We start from the raw sequence: 17,104 nt of genomic DNA on the forward strand, positions 1-17,104 counted from the left end.
TAAGCCGGCCCTAAGTGCGCGCAAAGCTGTTCGTCTGGGGTGGACGCTGTGCCCGGGGCGGGACTCGAACCCGCACGCCTTTCGGCAGCCGCTTTTAAGGCAGCCGTGTCTGCCGTTCCACCACCCGGGCGTATTCCTGTCACGGTAACCGCTTATCCACAGCTACGGTGGAGGCGGCACCTGCTGCGCCGCTGCGCATACTAGGGTCTAGCGCGTGACCAGCACTGCCCGCGCCGCGCAGCAGGCCGACCCCGCCGACCAGACGCCGGTGGCCGGTCGGTCCTCGCGCTGGTCCGTCGCCCGGCTCCGGCCCCATCTGCCCAGCCTGGGCATCTGCCTCGCCTACCTGCTGCTGGCGTTCTGGATCATGCACGGCCTCTGGCCGTCGCCGACCAACCGGGCGCTGGGCCTCAACCCGGAAGACCAGACGCTCTACGAGTGGTTCCTGGCCGTCGACTCGCGGGTCCTGCACGGCGACTTCTCGCTGCTCACCGACCGGCTCAACGCGCCCGACGGTGTCAACCTGATGGCCAACACCACGGTCATCGCCCTCGGTGCGCTGTTCTCCCCGGTCACCCTGCTGTTCGGCGCGCCGGTCACCTTCGCGCTGCTGGCCACGCTGACCCTCGGGCTCACGGCGGTCGCGTTCTACCTGCTGTTCCGCCGGGTGCTGGGCACCCACCGGCTGGCCGCGGCGATCGGCGGCGGTTTCTGCGGCTTCGCGCCCGGCATGATCTCGCAAAACAACAGCCACCTGCACATGACCGCTCTCTGGCTGGTGCCGGTGCTGGTCTGGTCGGTGGTCAGCATCCTGCGCGCCGCCGACCCGCGGCACCCGGCCAACGCCGGCCGCGAGGGCGGTCGCGACTGGCGCCGCATCGTGATCTTCGGGGTCGTGCTCGCGATCACCGTCGCGATCCAGGTCTTCATCGGCGAAGAGGTGCTGTTCCTCAGCGCGCTCACACTAGTGATCATGACGCTGGTCTACCTCGGCGTCCGGCCACGGTTCAGCCGCCGGGTGCTCGCCGGCGCGGCGGGCGGCCTGGCGGTGGGATTCGGGCTGTCGCTGGCGATGCTGCTCTACCCGCTGTGGTTCCAGTTCAAGGGCCCACAGAGCGTGCCCAACGGCGTCTTCAGCCCGCACTTCTTCTCCGCCGACCTGGCCAGCTTCGCCACGATCTCGCCGCTGTCGGTCTTCGGCCGGGCCGAGAGCGCCCGGTTGAGCACCGGCGCCGCCGAATACAACACGTTCCTGGGCTGGCCGCTGATCCTGGTCGCGGTCGGCTGCGCGATCTGGCTGATCCGTCGCCCGCTGATCCTGGCCTGCGCGATCGCCGCGGTCGTGATGGCGGCGCTGTCGCTGGGCCCCGAGTTGGTCGTCAACGGCACCCGCACCGAGATCTGGGGCCCCTACCGGCTCCTGCTCGGCCTGCCGGTGGTCGACGGTGCCCTGCCGATGCGGTTCGCGCTGGCGCTGATCCCGCTGATCGCGACGGTCCTGGTCGTGGCGGTCGACACGGCCCTCAAGCTGAGCTGGCAGCCGGGCCGGGTGCTGGTCCCGGTCCTGGTCGCGCTGGCCCTGGTGCCGATCTTCCCCAAGCCGACGCCGGTCATCGACCGCGCCCCGGTCCCCGAGTTCATCAGCAGCGGCCTCTGGCGCGAGTGCGTCTCGCCGGGCGGCGTGATGATCCCGGTCCCGGCGGCCAACCCGCGGGAGCCCGGCCCGATGCGCTGGGCAGCGGCGGCCGACGCCGGCTTCGCCATCCCCGAGGGCTTCTTCATCGCGCCCTACGGCGCCAACGGCACGGCCTCGATGGGCACCTTCAAGCAGCCCACGTCGCAGCTGTTCACCCAGGCCGCGACCGAGGGCATCGTGCCCGGCATCGGCGACTTCCAACGCGCACAGGCCCGCGCCGACTTCGCGTTCTGGAAGGCCCAGTGCGTGGTGCTGGCCGACGGCACCGTCAACGAGGCCACCTTGCGCACGACGCTGGAGCAGTTGCTCGGCCCCGGCAAGCGCATCGCCGACGTGACGACCTGGAAGGTTGGCTGACCTGCGCCTCGTCTCGCTGCTCCCCTCCGCGACCGAGATCGTCTACGCCCTCGGCCTGGGCGACGACCTGGTCGGCGTCACCTTCGAGTGCACGGTCCCGCCCGGCCGCCCGTCGCCGGCCGTGGTCGTCGGCGGCCGCGACACCCGCGACCTGACCCCAGGTGAGATCGACGCCTACGTCCGCTCGGCGGCCGCCACGGGCACCGACCTCTACACCCTGCACGCGAACGCCCTGGCCGACCTGTCCCCGGACCTGATCCTGACCCAGGACCTGTGCCGCGTCTGCGCCCTCCCGGCAGGCCGCGTGGCCGACGCCCTCGACCACTTGGGGTGCCGCGCCGACGTCCTCACCCTCGACCCACACACCTTGGCCGACGTCCTCGACACGATCCTCACGGTCGGCAACCGGGCCGGCGCGCCGGTCGAGGCCGCGACCCTGGTCGCGTCGCTGCACGCCCGGCTGTCGGCGGTCGCGGCCGCGGTCGCCGGCCGGCGAACACCCCGCGTCGCGGTGATCGAGTGGACCGACCCACCGTTCGGCGCCGGGCACTGGATCCCCGACCTGGTGGCGGCCGCCGGCGGCACCCCGGTGGTCGCGCACCCGGGTGCCCGCTCGGCCCCCACCACGTGGCCGGCCTTCCAGGCCGCCGCGCCGGACGTGGTCATCGTCGCGCCGTGCGGCTACGACCTGGCCGGTGCCGCGGACCAGGCCCGAACGGTGCTGCACCACTTCCCGTCGACCGCGGTCTGGGCCATCGACGCCGACGCCTTGATCGTCCGCCCGGGCCCCCGCCTGATCGACGGCGTCGAGGCCCTGGCCGCGATCCTCCACCCCGACGCGACACCCCAACCACCCCCGAACCGCATCACCCGCGTCGCCTGAACCCCCACATCCCTGCTCGCATCCTCGCCGCAGTCGTGCCCGGGCCGCAGTCGCGGCCCGGGGCCGCAGCCGCAGCCGTGGCCGGGGTCGCGGCCGGGTCGCGGTCGCAGCCGCGGTCTGGTCAGGGTCGCAGCCGTGTCCGGAGTCGGGGCGGGGGCCGTGGTCGCAGCCGCGGTCGGGTCAGGGTCGCGGTCATAGATCGGCTCGCGGACGCAGCCGGGGTCGTAGCCAGCCTCGCGCTCGCGGTCGCAGTCACGGGCCGCTGTCGTAGGCGGGTCGCGGTCGTAGCCGCGGTCAGGGTCGTGCCGACCTCGCGCTCGCGGTCGCAGTCGCGGCTGGGGTCGTAGCCGGCGTCGCGGTCGCGGTGGTAGCCGCGGCTGGGGTCGTAGCCGGCGTCGCGGTCGCGGTGGTAGCCGCGGTCGGGGTCGTAGCCGGCGTCGCGGTCGCGGTGGTGCCGCGGTCGGGGTCGTAGCTGGCGTCGCGTCGCGGTGGTAGCCGCGGTCGGGGTCGTAGCTGGCGTCGCGGTCGCGGTGGTAGCCGGCGTCGCGGTCGCAGCCGGGGTCGCGGCCGTCGTCGCGGTCGGAGCGTGAGTCGGGTGTCGGCACCGGGACACCCCGAGGCTCGGGCAAGGCGACGGCGTGGGAAAGGCGCAGTTGGCCGCCGACGCGGCGCCTCCGTCACGGGCCGGCAGGCGGCCACGTTGGCAAAGACAACGCTCCTCGTCGGCGTATGCCGACAGGCCAGGATCTCCAGACCGGTGCACGGGTTACCGAAAGGAAGACCGGGCTTGTCCCCGTCCGGAGATCCTGGTGCCCTACCGAGGGCTACGAAGCGAACCCTCCAAAACTCAGCTCAGCCGCTCCAACACCATCGCCATGCCCTGGCCGCCGCCTACGCACATCGTTTCCAGGCCGATGGTCTTGTCGTTCCAGTCCAGTGAGTTGATCAGCGTGCCGGTGATGCGGGCGCCGGTCATGCCGAAGGGGTGGCCGACCGCGATCGCGCCGCCCATCACGTTGAGCTTGTCGATCGGGATGCCCAGGTCCTGGTAGGACGGGATGACCTGGGCCGCGAAGGCCTCGTTGATCTCGACCAGGTCGACGTCGTCGATGGTCATGCCGGCCCGCTGCAGGGCCTGCAGCGAGGCGCCCACCGGGCCGAGGCCCATGATCTCCGGGGACAGGGCCGTGACGCCGGTGGAGACGATCCGGGCGAGCGGGGTGATGCCGAGGTCGCGGGCCTTACCGGCGCTCATCACGATCACGGCCGCGGCGCCGTCGTTGAGGGGGCAGCAGTTGCCGGCGGTGATCCGGCCGTCGGGGCGGAAGACCGGCTTGAGGCCGGCCACGCCTTCGAGGGTCACACCGGCGCGCGGGCCGTCGTCCTGGGAGACCACCGTGCCACTCGGGGTCGTCACCGGGGTGATCTCGCGGGCCCAGAAACCGTCGGCGATGGCCTTTTCGGCGAGGTTCTGGCTGCGTACGCCGAACTCGTCCATCTCTTCCCGGCTCACGCCCTTGACCTGCGCGAGGTTCTCCGCGGTCTGGCCCATCGCCAGGTAGACATCCGGCAGCTCACCGTCGGCGCGCGGGTCGTGCCACACCTCGCCGCCGCCCGCGGCCGCGGCCTTGGTGCGCGAACGCGCCGGTGCGAACCGGGGGTTGTCCCACCCGCCGCCGACCAGTGCCTGCGCTTCCGGCGGCAGCGAGTCGGACGAACCCCGCGCGAACCGCGACACGCACTCGACGCCGGCGGAGATGAAGACGTCGCCCTCGCCGGCCCGGATCGCGTGGAACGCCATCCGCGTGGTCTGCAGCGACGACGAGCAGTAGCGGGTGATCGTGGCGCCCGGCAGGCCGTCGAGGTCGAGCATGGTCGCGACCACCCGGGCCATGTTGAAGCCCTGCTCACCGCCGGGGAGGCCGCAGCCGAGGTAGAGGTCGTCGATCGTGGTCGGGTCGAGCTCGGGCACCTTGTCGAGGGCGGCCCGCACGATGGTCGTGGTCAGGTCGTCGGCCCGCAGCTCCCGCAGCGACCCTTTGACAGCCCGACCGATGGGGGAGCGAGCGGTAGCGACAATGACGGCGTCGCGGTCCGACTGGATGGCCATATCCCACGTTAACCCGCGATCCGCCAGCCGTGAGGATGCGATTCCTCTCAATCCGATGGGCGACCGCGGTAGCTAGGAAGCGGCGGAACGGCCCAGCCCGGCCAGCGCCGAAACGGCGGGTAGCAGGGCGTGTGCCCACACCCGGTAGCCGTCGGCCGAGGGGTGGAAGCCGTCGTAGCAGAGTGTGCCGGCGTCGGCGCGGAACACGGCGCCGGTCTCGGCGCCCAGGTCGACCACGGCACCGCCGGCGGCGTGCACCGCGCGGCCCTGTGCGGCCGCGGTCTGCCGGCCCCACCAGCCGGCGATCTCGCGCAGCGGCTGGTCGATGGCGCGGGCCGCACCCAGGTCGGGACAGGTGCCGACGACCACCTCGACGCCGGCGTCGCGCAGTCGGCGCACGGCCGCCGCCAGGTAGGCCGCGGACTCGCCGGGCCGGCGCAGCGTCGTCGCGTCGTTGGCGCCGATCAGGATCACCGCGAGGTCGGGCCGCTCGCCGAGCAGGGCGCGGGCCACCTGGGTGGCCAGGTCGGTCGAGCGCGAACCGGAGACGCCGACCGAGGAGAGGTGCACCCGCACGCCGGCCTCGTCGGCGAGCAGCCGGGCGAGTTGGCCGCCGACCGTGTCGCCGACGTCGTCGACGCCCACGCCGAGCGATGTCGAGTCACCGAGCAGCACCAGGCGCACCTCGGGCGCGCCCTCCCGGCCGACGGTCGTGCGCAGCGCGAGGCCGAGCTGTGGCTGCGCGTAGCGGCGGTTGCGGGCGGCCATGAACTCGCCGGCGAGCAGGGCCGCACCGCCGAGGGTGCCGGCGGCCAGCGTCATCGCGGCCGTTCGGCCCATCCAGCCGACCAGACCGCGTGACGTCATGCCAACTCCTCCACCGTGGACGGATGCGCGTCTTCGCGCTCCTGCTCCAAGGGTAACGTCGGCGCGGCTCCTCGCAGGTTCCCGAACAGGCGACGAGCTCCACTCGCGCCCGGGGTGAACCACGCGGTCGGGCGACGGCGGAGGGTGGCCCAGCGGCCGGCCGGGCCCCGGTCGCGGCCCGCGACCTGGGTGCCGCTGACCTCGGTGCCGGGCTGGCGGGCGGCCTCCTGCGCGGCCTGCGGCAGCGAGCGGACGCCCTCGCCGGCCGACAGCGCCATCCGCTCCTCGGGCGCGCCGAGCGCGGCGAGCACGGTTGGCAGCATCGAGGCGGCGGCGAGCGCGTAGCCGTCGGCGGACGGGTGGAACCGGTCGAGGCTGAACATCCGGGCCGGTTCGGCCGCGAAGCGCGGGCCGAGCAGGTCGCCGAGGGAGACCGTCCAGGCGCCGGCCTCGACGCTGGCGACGGTCTGCGCGGCGGCCAGTTGCCGGCTCCATCGGCCGGCGAGCCAGCGCAGCGGCGGCTGGATCGGCTGGATGGTGCCGAGGTCGGGGCAGGTGCCGACGATCACCCGGGCGCCGGCGGCGCGGAACTTGCGGACCGCGTTGACCAGGTGCCGCACGGCGATGTGGGTGCTGGTGCGGTGGGTGACGTCGTTGCCGCCGATGATGATCACGGCGAGGTCGGGGTGTGGCGTGCGCTCCAGGGCGGCCTCGACCTGGTGCGGCAGGCCGGCCGAGAGGGCGCCGACGACCGCGTGCCGGTGCAGCCGGACCGGGCGCTGGAGCCGGCGCGAGACGCCGGTCGCGAGCAGGGCGCCGGGGGTCTCGCGGGGCTTGTGCACGCCGTACCCGGCGGCGGACGAGTCGCCGAGGACCACCATCTCGATCGGCTCGCCCGGAAACCGGGTGCCGTAGACACCGTCACCCCGCGGCGGCGGCTCCTGCGCCTGCGGGATCCGGCGACGGGCCTGCTCGGCCTGGCCGACGATGAGCGCGGCTCCCGCCACCGCTCCGAACGCTGTGACGCCCGCGCCGACCGCCGTGAACCGTGCGGCCGTCCGGGCGGCCGTGCGCCAGGCCGCTGCCTCGGCTGCCCCCATTGGCTGTGCCCCCCATGCGTGATGTACGGCTACGAGGCTAACTCCGTTGGCGTCGAAAAGGTGCTGCACGCCGCGGCAGGTGTTTTGCGGAACAAACCTCGCAGCGGTTCGGGGTGGCGCGTTCTGGGCATCATGATGCCCAGGAGGTCCAAACACGATGGCGAAGACCTTGAAGCGCAGCGCGGCATTCGTTGCCCTCGGCCGGGCGTTGACCGCCGGCGCCCGGGGCGGGCCCGGCCTGGGCACCCGCCTCGCGGCCCTACCTCGGATGATCAAAGCAACGGCCAGCGGTGAGTACGACGGCGGTATGCGCCTAGCCCTGATGACCGCCGCGACGATCTACGTGGTTTCGCCGCTGGACTTCGTACCCGAAATGTTTCTGGCGGTCTTCGGGCTGGTCGACGACCTGGTGATGGTGACCTGGCTGGCCGGCAGCGTGCTCGGCGAAACCGAGCGGTTCCTGGTCTGGGAGGCCAGGCGGAAGGCGACAATACCCGGCACCGTTCTCTCCTGACCTGCGCACGTAGGCTGGGATCGACCCGCTGTCCCGGCGGGGCGGACCCAGAAGGGCACAACGCCGTGCGCTACTACGACAACGTCGTCGACCTCATCGGAAACACGCCGCTCGTCCGGCTGCGCAACGTCGCCACCGGGATCGACGCGACGGTGCTGGCCAAGGTCGAATACTTCAATCCCGGCGGCTCGGTCAAGGACCGCATCGCCCTGCGGATGGTCGAGGCCGCCGAGAAGGCCGGCCTGCTGCAGGCCGGCGGCACGATCGTCGAGCCGACCAGCGGCAACACCGGGGTCGGGCTGGCGCTGGTCGCCCAGCTCAAGGGCTACCGCTGCGTCTTCATCTGCCCCGACAAGGTCAGCGAGGACAAGCGCAACGTGCTGCGGGCGTACGGCGCAGAGGTGGTGGTCTGCCCGACCGCCGTCGCGCCGGAGGACCCGCGCTCCTACTACAGCGTCTCGGACCGGCTCAGCCGCGAGATCCCCGGTGCCTGGAAGCCCAACCAGTACGCCAACCCGGAGAACCCGCGCTCGCACTACGAGACGACGGGCCCGGAGATCTGGGAGCAGACCGCCGGCCGGGTGACCCACTTCGTCGCCGGCGTCGGCACCGGCGGCACCATCTCCGGCGTCGGCCGCTACCTCAAGGAGGCCTCCGGCGGCGCGGTGAAGGTGATCGGCGCCGATCCCGAGGGCTCCGTCTACTCCGGCGGCACCGGCCGGCCCTACCTGGTCGAGGGTGTCGGCGAAGACTTCTGGCCCGACACCTACGACCGGGAGATCTGCGACGAGATCGTCGAGGTTTCCGACAAGACCTCGTTCGACATCACCCGGCGGCTGGCCCGTGAGGAGGGCCTGCTGGTCGGTGGTTCGTGCGGGATGGCGGTCGCCGCCGCGCTCGAGGTGGCGCACCGCGCCGGCCCCGATGCCGTGATCGTCGTGCTGCTGCCCGACGGCGGCCGCGGCTACCTGTCGAAGATCTTCAACGACGACTGGATGGCCCGCTACGGCTTCCTGTCGACCGGCGGCGAGGAGCCGACGGTGCGCGACGTGCTCGCCGGCAAGAGCGGTCAGATGCCCGAACTGGTCCACGTGCACCCGACCGACCCGGTTCGCGAGGCGATCGACCGGATGCGGGAGTACGGGGTGTCGCAGGTGCCCGTGCTCAAGGCGGAGCCGCCCGTGGTGACCGGCGAGGTCGCCGGCTCGATCGTCGAGAAGGAACTGCTCGACGCGCTGTTCACCGGCCAGGCCCACCTGCACGACATGGTCGAGAAGCACATGCACACGCCGTTGCCGATGATCGGCGGCGGCCAGCCGGTCAGCGAGGCGGTGGCGCTGCTGGAGAAGTCCGACGCGGCGCTGGTGCTGATCGACGGCAAGCCCAAGGGTGTGATCACCCGGCAGGACCTGCTGGCACACCTTGGTGCCCGCTGACGGCCTGGTCAGACCGACTTAGCGCGACTTAACCTAAAACGCGAACTCTGTCCTATTCGCGGTGAATACTGCTCCTTGGAGGTTTATTCGCTTCGGGGGGCGGTTTTCGCATGGCCAGGAAAGCGAGATGGGCGGCCGCGGCGGCGGCAGGAGCCGTCGCGGCCGGCGCGTCGCTGTGGATGCTGACGCCGGCGGCCGCGACGGGGCCGGTCAACCCGGTCGAGGGTGGGCTCGGCTTCCTCGTGCTCGTCGAGGGCAACGCGACGCTGACCGGCACCGAGAGCGAAGGACCGGTCGCGGTCGGCGGTGACCTGACGTTCGGCGGCGGCTACCGGATCGCGACCGAGCGCTCCGTGCGGCTCGGCGACGGCGACAGCCCGCTGGTCATCGGCGGCCGGGCGCTGCTCGGCGCGCCGCCGGTGGTCGACGCGACCGTGCTCGACGGCGGCCGCGGTGCCGGCGGAGCCGACACCGATGGGTTGGGCGCCGCGGCCGGCAAGGACGACGGGCCGGGCGTGCTGCTGCGGGCCGCCGACCCGCCGCGCGGTTCGGGGTCGGGCGCCCGCAAGGCCAATCTGGCCAAGCAAGAAGCGCTCGACTTTTCCGACGTGTTCGCCACCTTCCGCGAGCGGTCGCAGCAGTTCGACACCTGCGCCGAGACCGCGACGCTGCGCACTTCCGACGGCCGCGAGCTGCCCCGGCCGATCGAGACCGCGGGAACCAAGGCCTACGTCTCGCTGACGCCGGGCCAGACCAACGTGCTCAACCTGACCGGCGACGAGTTCAACAACCTGTCCGACCTGACCTTCAACACCCAGCCCGGCGCCGCGACGCCGCTGCTGGTCAACGTGCGGTCCGGCGGCTCCTACGAGTGGCGGACCGCCAACTTCGCCGGCGTCAGCGACAACCAGGCGCCGTACATCCTGATGAACTTCCCGGACGCGACCGCGATCACGCAGGTCGGCGCCGACACCGCGGAGGGCACGATCTACGCGCCGAACGCGGACTTCACCGACGTCAACACCGCCAACAACGAGGGGAACCTGGTCGTGAAGAGCTACACACACGGAACCGCGGCCACCGACGGTGGTGAGACCCACGACCTGCCGTTCAACACCACGATCCACTGTGGTGCGGCTGCGGCCGGCACTCCGGGCACGGCGCCACCGGCGACCAGCCCGGTGACCGAAACTTCGGCCGAGACCCCGGTCGCGGCCATGACGGAGCCGGCGACCGCGCCGAGCGAGACGATGGCGCCGGAGACGATGGCGCCGGAGACGACGGCGCCGGAGACGACGGCGCCCGGGACCATGGCGGTCGAGCCGGCGGCGACCCGGACACCCGAGCCGGTGAGCACCGGGGTGCCTGGCGTGGAAGCGCCGCCGATGTGGCCGTCGCCGACCGACGCCGGCCCGGCCCCGCTCGACTCCGGCCTGCCCTGGGCCTGGATGAACGAGCCCGCTGCGCCCGTGTTCGAACCGACCGACCCACCGACCGACCCACCGGCCGGCGACCCGTCCGCGACGGCGGTCTCCGAGGAGCCACCGCCGGCTGACGCTGGCGCTGAACTGCCCGGCGACGCGGCGGCCGACGACGACACGATTCAGTTCTGGCCGTCGACCGAGTCGGCGAGCCCGTCCGTGAGCCCGTCGGCGACGCCCGCGGCGAGCCCGTCCGGCAGCGGGCCCGCGGTCGTCGCCAACTACGGCCCGTTGCCCGGCCAGGGCGGCGCGGGCTCCGGCCAACCGGTCTCCACCGCGCCGCCGACCGCCCGACTGCTGATCGCCGCGCTGTCCATCCTGGTCGTCAGCGGCACGCTGATGCTGCTCGGCCGCCGCCGGCGTCGCCGCCACCTCGCCGCCCGTTGACCTGACACACCCGGCACAAAACCGAGCCGGCTCTCCTCGGCAGGGGGAGCCGGCTCGGTCACGTCCGCAGTTCGGCCGGCACCGTGACCACGTCGACGTAGGCGCCCCGGCGCAGCAGGGTGACCGGCATCCGGGTGCCGATCGCCGGGCCGAGCATCAGCCGTTGCAGCGACTGCACGTTCTGCACCTGCTGCCCGCCCGCGGTCAGCAGGATGTCGCCGAGGTAGATGCCGGCGACCCCGGCCGGGCTGCCCGGAACCACCTCGACCACCCGCAGGCCCGAGCGCTGGCCGGCGCGCTCGGCCACCGGCGGCGGCAGCGGCACCGGCACGCCGGCGACGCCCAGCCAGGCCCGGCGTACCCGGCCGTCCTTGATCAGGTCGCCGATGATCTGCCGGGTGTTGCGGTTGATTGGCACCGCCAAGCCGAGCCCGTAGCCGGCGACTGCGGTGTTGATCCCGATCACCTGGCCGGACGAGTCGACCAGGGCGCCGCCGGAGTTGCCCGGGTTGAGCGCCGCGTCGGTCTGGATCACGTCGTCGATCAGCCGGATCGCGCGCCCCTCGCGGGCCGGCAGGGACCGGCCGAGGCCGGAGACCACGCCCGCCGTGACCGAGCCGGCCAGCCCCATCGGGTTGCCGACGGCCACCACGAGCTGGCCGATCCGGAGCCGGTCGGCATCGCCCAAGGGGGCCGGCCGGGCACCCGCGTCTCGGACCCGCAGGACGGCCAGGTCGGACAGCGAGTCGCGGCCGACCACGTCGAAGCCGGCCTCGGCTCCGTCACTGAAGGTGGCCGTGCCACCCTGGGCGGCCTCGACCACGTGGGCGCTGGTGAGCAGGAAGCCGTCGTCGGTGAAGGTCACCGCCGAGCCGGCGCCGGCACCCCGGCCGGTGCGCACCGACACGGCGGCCACGCTGGGCAGGATCTGCGCGGCGACCGTCGTGACGATCCGCGAGTAGGCGTCGAGCGCGGCGGCCTCGTCGTGCTCCGGTTCGGTCCATTCGGTATCCACGTCAGCCACAACACGCTGCCCCCCGCCGGGAATGCCGGCGTTCGAGGGGATTCGCTCAGAGCGAAAAGGGCGCGGCCAGCGGCTCGACCGGGCTCAGGCAGACCGCGGGCAGGTCGAACCAGCGCAGCGCCTCGAAGCCGGGTGACACGGCCGCGGCGCCGCTGCCCTCGGCGCAGTTGCTTCCGTCGTACGCCTGGAAGATGGTTCTGGCCTCCGCCAGATAGCCCGGCAGCGCCTCCTCGGGCGCCCGGTCGTGTGGTGTCGCGCCGGCCCAGCGCAGCCCGTCGCCGTCGAAGGTGAGGGCGGTCAGCCGCAGCGCCGGTTCGGCCAGGCCGTGGTGGTGCCGCCAGAGCCCGGAATAGGGGTCGAAGCGATAGTCGGGCAGCAGCTTCCAGCCGTCGCGGGCGACCAGGTCGACGGCCTCGACGATGTAGCGGCAGACCGCCTCGGACAGGAAGTAGTTGAAGCTGACCCGGGCCCAGCCGGGCTTGATCCCGTCGCAGCCGGCCATCACCTCGCGCTCGAACCGCTGCGAGTGGGCGAGGTCGATGCCCAGGAGCCGGTGGCCGTAGGGGCCGGCGCACGAGCAGCCGCCCCGGGACTGGATGCCGAACAGGTCGTTGAGCAGCGCCACGACGAAGTTGTGGTGCAGATAGCGGCCGCCCGGCCGGCGGACCACGAAGGACAGGATGGAGAGCCGGTCGGCGTGCGGGTTGCCGAGCACCTCGATCGCCGGGTTGGCCGCCCAGGCGTCCATCGCGATCCGGCGGAACCGCTCCTCGCGCTCGCCGATGACCTCCGTGCCGACCGCCTGTTTGAGCGCGAACACCAGGCCGGCTCGGATCGACTCGACGATCGCCGGGGTGCCACCCTCCTCGCGGTGTGCCGGGTCGCTCAGGTAGTGGTGCATGAAGCCGTTGACATAGTCGACGGTGCCGCCGCCGGGCACCGTCGGCACCCGGTTGCGCAGCAGGTGGCGGCGGACCACCAGCACGCCGGGCGTGCCGGGACCACCGACGAACTTGTGTGGCGACAGGAAGATCGCGTCCTTGCCGGCCATCGAGATGTCGACGTAGGGGCCCGCGGCGGCGTAGTCCCAGCAGGCCAGGGCGCCGTGCTCGTGTAGCAGGGCGGAGATGGCGGCGGTGTCGGTGATGATCCCGGTGACGTTGGAGGCGGCCGAGAACGAGCCGATCTTGAGCGTCCGGTCGGCGTAGCTGGCCAGGACCGCGGCCAGCGCCGCGCGGTCGACGTGGCCGTCGGCGTCTTCCGGCACGACCACGACGTCGGCGATCGTCTCGCGCCAGGGCAACTCGTTGGAGTGGTGCTCGTAGGGGCCGATGAACACCACCGGGCGGTGCTCGAGCGGGATCTGCGCGCGCAGGTCGTAGCCGTCGTCGAGTTCGGCCGGAATGCGGATGCCGAGAATCCGGACCAGCTTGTCGATCGCGCCGGTGGCGCCGGAGCCCGCGAAGATCACCACGGTGTCGTCGTCGCCGCCGACCGCGTCCCGGATCACCGCCCGGGCGTCTTCGCGCAGCCGGGTGGTCTGCCGCCCGGTGCCGGACGACTCGGTGTGCGTGTTGGCGTAGCGGGGCAGCACCTCGTCGCGGATGAAGTCTTCGACGAACGTCAGTGCCCGGCCGGACGCGGTGTAGTCGGCGTAGGTCACCCGGCGGGGTCCGTAGGGGCCCCACATCACCTGGTCGTCGCCGATGACGCCCTCGCGGATCAGGCGTAGCAAAGGCGGCTCTGACCCTGGCGCCAAAGGCGGCTCTGCCCTGCTCATGGCTCATTATGCGAGCCGGGCACGGGTTTCGGTCTCGAATGTCGTGGACCCGCTTCCGCGCCGCCAAGAGCCCAAAGCGGATTAATCCCGGAAGTCGCACAGACTGTCCGATTGCGGGCGACCGAGAGACGGTTCCATATGCGTACGGCGGCCGGCGGGCCGCCGCGAACGAGGGGGACCGATGGTCAGCGTCGACCATACATTGCGGGCCACATCGGGCCGCGAAACCGCGCCGGACGATGTTGTCGACCGGCTCCTCTGGCAAGACGCCCGGGAGATTCTCGGGCGCCACGCACGACCCGGCCGCGACGGTGGCTGCGACTGGTGCGGTGGGGCCTGGCCCTGCCACTCCCGGCGCGCCGCCGAGCACGCCCTGGCGGCATCCCGTCGCTCCTGGCGTGAAGGCTGGACGGCCCGGCACGACCTCAACAGCGTGCGCGTGGTCGCTCGCGCCGACCGCCGCAAGGTCGCCGTGAGCTAACTGAAGACAACCGCACCCGCGGTGACCGTCGCGTGCTCCGCCAGCACTGCGACATTCCCGCAAACACCCACCTGCGGTCCGGACCGGCTAGCCTCCGCCGGTCACGACGCCTCCGGCCAGGCGTTACCGGGCAGCGGTTGGGTACGGCGGGCGAGGGTGCGTGACCAATCGGTTCCCCCGCATATCTCGGTCACGCACTCTCGCCCAGCCAGCTTCGTGAATAGCGCAGCTGGCGGGTGGGCGCCGCACCCATGAGCTCCTCGCGCTCCCGGCCGTCGGGAAGCCAGCCGCCCCGCTCGTAGAAGCGCCGGGCGTGCGCGTTGCCCTCGAGCACCCAGAGCACCGCCTGCCGCCAGCCGGCCTCCCTCATCGCGGCCAGCGCGTCGCGCATCAACGCCCGGCCGATGCCGCGCCCCTGCGCCGCCGGGTCCAGGTGGATCGCGTAGAGCTGGCCGGTCTCGGGGGTGAACTCCTCTTCCGGACCGACGTAGCTGAAGCCGACCGGGGTGTCGTCGTCGACCGCCACGGTCAGCCGGTGGGTGTCGGCCTCGTAGCCGAACCGCTCCCGCCACCAGGCGGTGAGCAACTCGGGCGAAAGGGCGCGCAGCCCCGCCATCGGCACGAATTCGCGGTAGGCGGCAATGCGCGAGTCGTAATGGAGGCGGCCAATGGCCTCGATGTCATCGGCATGTGCGGGTCGTAGTGAGAGCGTCACGGAAATGGCTCCAGAACGGCTGTCAGCCGATTGACTGATCGGATCGAAGTAGGTCGTCCGTACGGATCGCGTTAGATCTTCGCGATTATGCCCCGGAATAGCAGCGACCCCCGAGGCTTCCGTGCGAGCACGGACCGGCTGGACTGGGCCGGAACCTCGGGGGCCGGGTGGCTGCTTCGGTTTCGCCGCACCGCTGCCACACGGTCTCGACGATCGGAAACTGTCAAGGACAGCGGCTAGCGGACAGCCACCTCACGAGTCCCAGTGCTATACAAAGCTGGACCACCTCCTTTCCCGTGTATGGCCACGCTATCCACGCGACGAGGTGCCGAGCAACGGTTTTTTCTGGGTCATATGCCACTTTTGGCGCCAGCACAGAGATCGAATTTTGCCAGCAATCACGGGACAGCGGCCGATGTGACCGGTTTTGGGGGACGGTCGTGCCGCGTCGAGGGGGATAGGACGACGTGATGGGGAAGCACGCGGCCCGCACCGGGGTGGCTCGCTGGACCGTGTTCGCGTTTCTGCTGCTCGGGCTGCCGGCACTGGTCGCCGCCGGCCTGATCGTGGTGCGCGGCGACGGCTGGTCGGCGCTGTCGTCGGGCGATGCGGCGTGCGACCGCAAGCTCAAGGTCGTCACCGCGGCCTCGTTCGCGCCGGTGCTGTCCGCACTGTCGGCCCGGCTGGCCAAGACCGACACGTGCGTGCGGATGGACATCGTGGTCGCCGACGGCCGGGCCGCGCCCGACACCGTCCGGCAGACCGGCGCCGACCTGTGGATCCCCGACGACACCTCCTGGGTGGGCACCGCGCCCGACCTGGGCCTGGCCCGGCTCGGCCCCAACAACACGGTCGGCACCGGCGGCGCCGGCACCGTCCTCGCCGACAGCCCGATCTACATGGTCACCGACGCGCGGACCGCGACGAAGGTCCGCGCCGCCGGCGACTCCTGGTTCGCGCTGGCCACGCTCCTCGACACGGACTCGTCCGTACGCCTGGCCGTGCGCGAGCCCGGCACCTCCGGCGACGGCATGGTCGGCGCCGGCTCGATGGCCGAGACGATCTGGAACGAGCAGGGTATGGACGCCTCCGCCCAGGTGCTGTCGAGGGCGTTCGCGAAGACCCGCACGGTGCGCGGCGGCGATCTCGCGCTGCCCCGGCTGCCCGGCGAGGTCGGCCTGGTCGCCGAATACTCGCTCGTGCCGCAGCTGACCAAGATCGCAACCGGTGGCGCGGTGCTGGCCGGCAAGGACTGGCGGGTGGCGCTGCGCTTCACCTGGTTCCCGACGAGTGCGGCCCTGGCCGACGACGACCGCGCGGCCGCCCTGGCCCGGCTGCTCGACGCGCTGGGTTCGGCCGACGGCACCGAGGCCATCAACGCCGCCGGCCTGCGCGCACCGCGGGCGTCGACGCCCGACGACCCGCCGCCGGGCGCCGAGGAGTTGCCGGCGCTGGCGGCCAAGGCGATGCCCTTCCTCGGCGCGCACCACGTCGACCACGTGCTGGCCACCTGGTATGCCGAGGACCGCCAGACCGATCTGCTCGTGGTGGTCGACGTGTCGGACTCGATGGCCGACCCGGCGCCGGGCTCGAAGCAATCGCTGATCAAGCTGGTCGCCGAGGGCTGCCAGTCACTCGAAGGTCTGCTGCCCGACGACAGCCGTCTGGGTTTGTGGGAGTTCGGCAAGCAACTCGACCCGCCGCGCGACTATCACGAGTTGCTGCCGGCGGAGTCGCTCACCCCGACGCACCGCGACGCGACCGTCGAGGCGTGCAAGAACCTCAGGACCCATTCCGACGGCACCGGTTTGTACGAGACGATCCTGGCCGCCTACAGGAGCGCCCAGGACAACGCCCGCAAGGACGTGCCCAACCGGGTGCTCCTGTTCACCGACGGCCGCAACGACGACAAGGGCTCGAAGCTGACCCTCGACGGGCTGTCGGCCGCCCTCGAGGAGAGCGCCGACGACAAGCGCCCGGTGAGCCTCAGCGTGGTCGTCTTCGGTGATGCCGCCACCAAGCAGTCCTCGGCCGACCTGGAGAAGGCGCTCGAGCCGGCGCAGGGCTACGTCGACACGCTGTCCAACGCCAACGAGGTGTCGGCCGTCTTCATCCACGTCGCGGCCGGCGGCCTGCACGGCTGACGCGTACCCCGGGTGTTGGGTTCATAAATTCCCGTAAATCTCTGAGAGCGCTCTCTTGACACGACGTTCATCTATCTGACAGGTTGCCAGACAGTTACATCTGTCTCTATCTATCGCCTGATGAGGTGA

13 protein-coding genes and 1 tRNA gene are annotated in these 17,104 nt (G+C 72.1%); 7 read left to right on the top strand and 7 right to left on the bottom strand.

Annotated elements, in window-relative coordinates; genetic code table 11:
* Positions 1 to 49: 49 nt before the first annotated feature.
* Positions 50 to 130: transfer RNA gene (locus tag AB0J74_RS09260), tRNA-Leu, on the bottom strand.
* Between the two features lie 84 nt (positions 131 to 214).
* On the opposite strand from AB0J74_RS09260, the gene AB0J74_RS09265 reads away from it, so the two are divergent.
* Positions 215 to 2,053, top strand: coding sequence for a hypothetical protein (locus AB0J74_RS09265; RefSeq protein WP_363446302.1), 1,839 nt, complete (start codon positions 215 to 217; stop codon positions 2,051 to 2,053).
* Complete coding sequence (locus AB0J74_RS09270; RefSeq protein ID WP_363446304.1) at positions 2,046 to 2,936, top strand: ABC transporter substrate-binding protein; 891 nt, start codon at positions 2,046 to 2,048, stop codon at positions 2,934 to 2,936. The genes AB0J74_RS09265 and AB0J74_RS09270 overlap by 8 nt, the downstream gene beginning before the upstream one ends.
* Before the next feature lie 847 nt (positions 2,937 to 3,783).
* On the opposite strand, the gene AB0J74_RS09275 is transcribed toward AB0J74_RS09270, so the two are convergent.
* From AB0J74_RS09275 to AB0J74_RS09285, 3 genes are all read right to left on the bottom strand, one after another.
* Positions 3,784 to 5,046, bottom strand: a complete 1,263-nt coding sequence (locus AB0J74_RS09275) for an acetyl-CoA C-acetyltransferase (protein ID WP_363446306.1) — start codon at positions 5,044 to 5,046, stop codon at positions 3,784 to 3,786.
* 72 nt (positions 5,047 to 5,118) lie between these two features.
* Positions 5,119 to 5,913: an SGNH/GDSL hydrolase family protein gene (locus AB0J74_RS09280; RefSeq protein WP_363446308.1), complete on the bottom strand. Its 795-nt coding sequence runs from the start codon at positions 5,911 to 5,913 to the stop codon at positions 5,119 to 5,121.
* Positions 5,910 to 7,013, bottom strand: a complete 1,104-nt coding sequence (locus AB0J74_RS09285) for an SGNH/GDSL hydrolase family protein (RefSeq protein ID WP_363446310.1) — start codon at positions 7,011 to 7,013, stop codon at positions 5,910 to 5,912. Before AB0J74_RS09285 ends, AB0J74_RS09280 begins: the two co-directional genes overlap by 4 nt.
* 157 nt (positions 7,014 to 7,170) lie before the next feature.
* Here AB0J74_RS09285 and AB0J74_RS09290 point away from each other — a divergent pair, with 157 nt between their 5' ends.
* The 3 genes from AB0J74_RS09290 to AB0J74_RS09300 all read left to right on the top strand — a co-directional run bounded on the left by AB0J74_RS09290 (position 7,171) and on the right by AB0J74_RS09300 (position 10,831).
* On the top strand, positions 7,171 to 7,527 hold the full coding sequence (locus tag AB0J74_RS09290; protein ID WP_363446312.1) for a YkvA family protein: 357 nt from the start codon (positions 7,171 to 7,173) through the stop codon (positions 7,525 to 7,527).
* A gap of 65 nt (positions 7,528 to 7,592) precedes the next feature.
* Complete coding sequence (locus AB0J74_RS09295) at positions 7,593 to 8,963, top strand: cystathionine beta-synthase (protein ID WP_363446313.1); 1,371 nt, start codon at positions 7,593 to 7,595, stop codon at positions 8,961 to 8,963.
* Between the two features lie 110 nt (positions 8,964 to 9,073).
* Positions 9,074 to 10,831, top strand: coding sequence for a collagen-binding domain-containing protein (locus AB0J74_RS09300; protein ID WP_363446315.1), 1,758 nt, complete (start codon positions 9,074 to 9,076; stop codon positions 10,829 to 10,831).
* 58 nt (positions 10,832 to 10,889) lie between these two features.
* On the opposite strand, the gene AB0J74_RS09305 is transcribed toward AB0J74_RS09300, so the two are convergent.
* Both AB0J74_RS09305 and AB0J74_RS09310 read right to left on the bottom strand, forming a co-directional pair.
* The gene (locus tag AB0J74_RS09305) at positions 10,890 to 11,855 is read right to left on the bottom strand and encodes a trypsin-like peptidase domain-containing protein (protein WP_363446317.1); all 966 of its coding nucleotides are present in this window, start codon (positions 11,853 to 11,855) and stop codon (positions 10,890 to 10,892) included.
* Between the two features lie 46 nt (positions 11,856 to 11,901).
* Positions 11,902 to 13,590: an aminotransferase class V-fold PLP-dependent enzyme gene (locus tag AB0J74_RS09310; RefSeq protein WP_363446319.1), complete on the bottom strand. Its 1,689-nt coding sequence runs from the start codon at positions 13,588 to 13,590 to the stop codon at positions 11,902 to 11,904.
* A gap of 226 nt (positions 13,591 to 13,816) precedes the next feature.
* On the opposite strand from AB0J74_RS09310, the gene AB0J74_RS09315 reads away from it, so the two are divergent.
* A complete protein-coding gene (locus AB0J74_RS09315) occupies positions 13,817 to 14,116 on the top strand; it encodes a hypothetical protein (RefSeq protein WP_363446321.1) in 300 nt (99 codons plus the stop codon).
* A gap of 190 nt (positions 14,117 to 14,306) precedes the next feature.
* Here AB0J74_RS09315 and AB0J74_RS09320 read toward each other — a convergent pair whose 3' ends face one another.
* Complete coding sequence (locus tag AB0J74_RS09320) at positions 14,307 to 14,831, bottom strand: GNAT family N-acetyltransferase (RefSeq protein WP_363446323.1); 525 nt, start codon at positions 14,829 to 14,831, stop codon at positions 14,307 to 14,309.
* A 470-nt stretch (positions 14,832 to 15,301) separates the two neighbouring features.
* Between AB0J74_RS09320 and AB0J74_RS09325 the strand changes: the two genes are divergently transcribed.
* Positions 15,302 to 16,975 (top strand): VWA domain-containing protein, encoded by a 1,674-nt coding sequence (locus tag AB0J74_RS09325; protein WP_363446325.1) that lies wholly within the window; start codon positions 15,302 to 15,304, stop codon positions 16,973 to 16,975.
* The last annotated feature ends 129 nt before the right edge of the window (positions 16,976 to 17,104 follow it).

This window comes from Asanoa sp. NPDC049573, assembly GCF_040676615.1.
In the GTDB taxonomy this organism is placed as follows: Bacteria; Actinomycetota; Actinomycetes; order Mycobacteriales; family Micromonosporaceae; genus Asanoa.

Coding starts and splice junctions, on each gene's coding strand:
- AB0J74_RS09275 (WP_363446306.1), bottom strand. CDS start 5,046: ATGGCCATCCAGTCGGACCGCGACGCCGTCATTGTCGCTACCGCTCGC.
- AB0J74_RS09280 (WP_363446308.1), bottom strand. CDS start 5,913: ATGACGTCACGCGGTCTGGTCGGCTGGATGGGCCGAACGGCCGCGATG.
- AB0J74_RS09285 (WP_363446310.1), bottom strand. CDS start 7,013: ATGGGGGCAGCCGAGGCAGCGGCCTGGCGCACGGCCGCCCGGACGGCC.
- AB0J74_RS09290 (WP_363446312.1), top strand. CDS start 7,171: ATGGCGAAGACCTTGAAGCGCAGCGCGGCATTCGTTGCCCTCGGCCGG.
- AB0J74_RS09300 (WP_363446315.1), top strand. CDS start 9,074: ATGGCCAGGAAAGCGAGATGGGCGGCCGCGGCGGCGGCAGGAGCCGTC.
- AB0J74_RS09315 (WP_363446321.1), top strand. CDS start 13,817: ATGGTCAGCGTCGACCATACATTGCGGGCCACATCGGGCCGCGAAACC.
- AB0J74_RS09325 (WP_363446325.1), top strand. CDS start 15,302: ATGGGGAAGCACGCGGCCCGCACCGGGGTGGCTCGCTGGACCGTGTTC.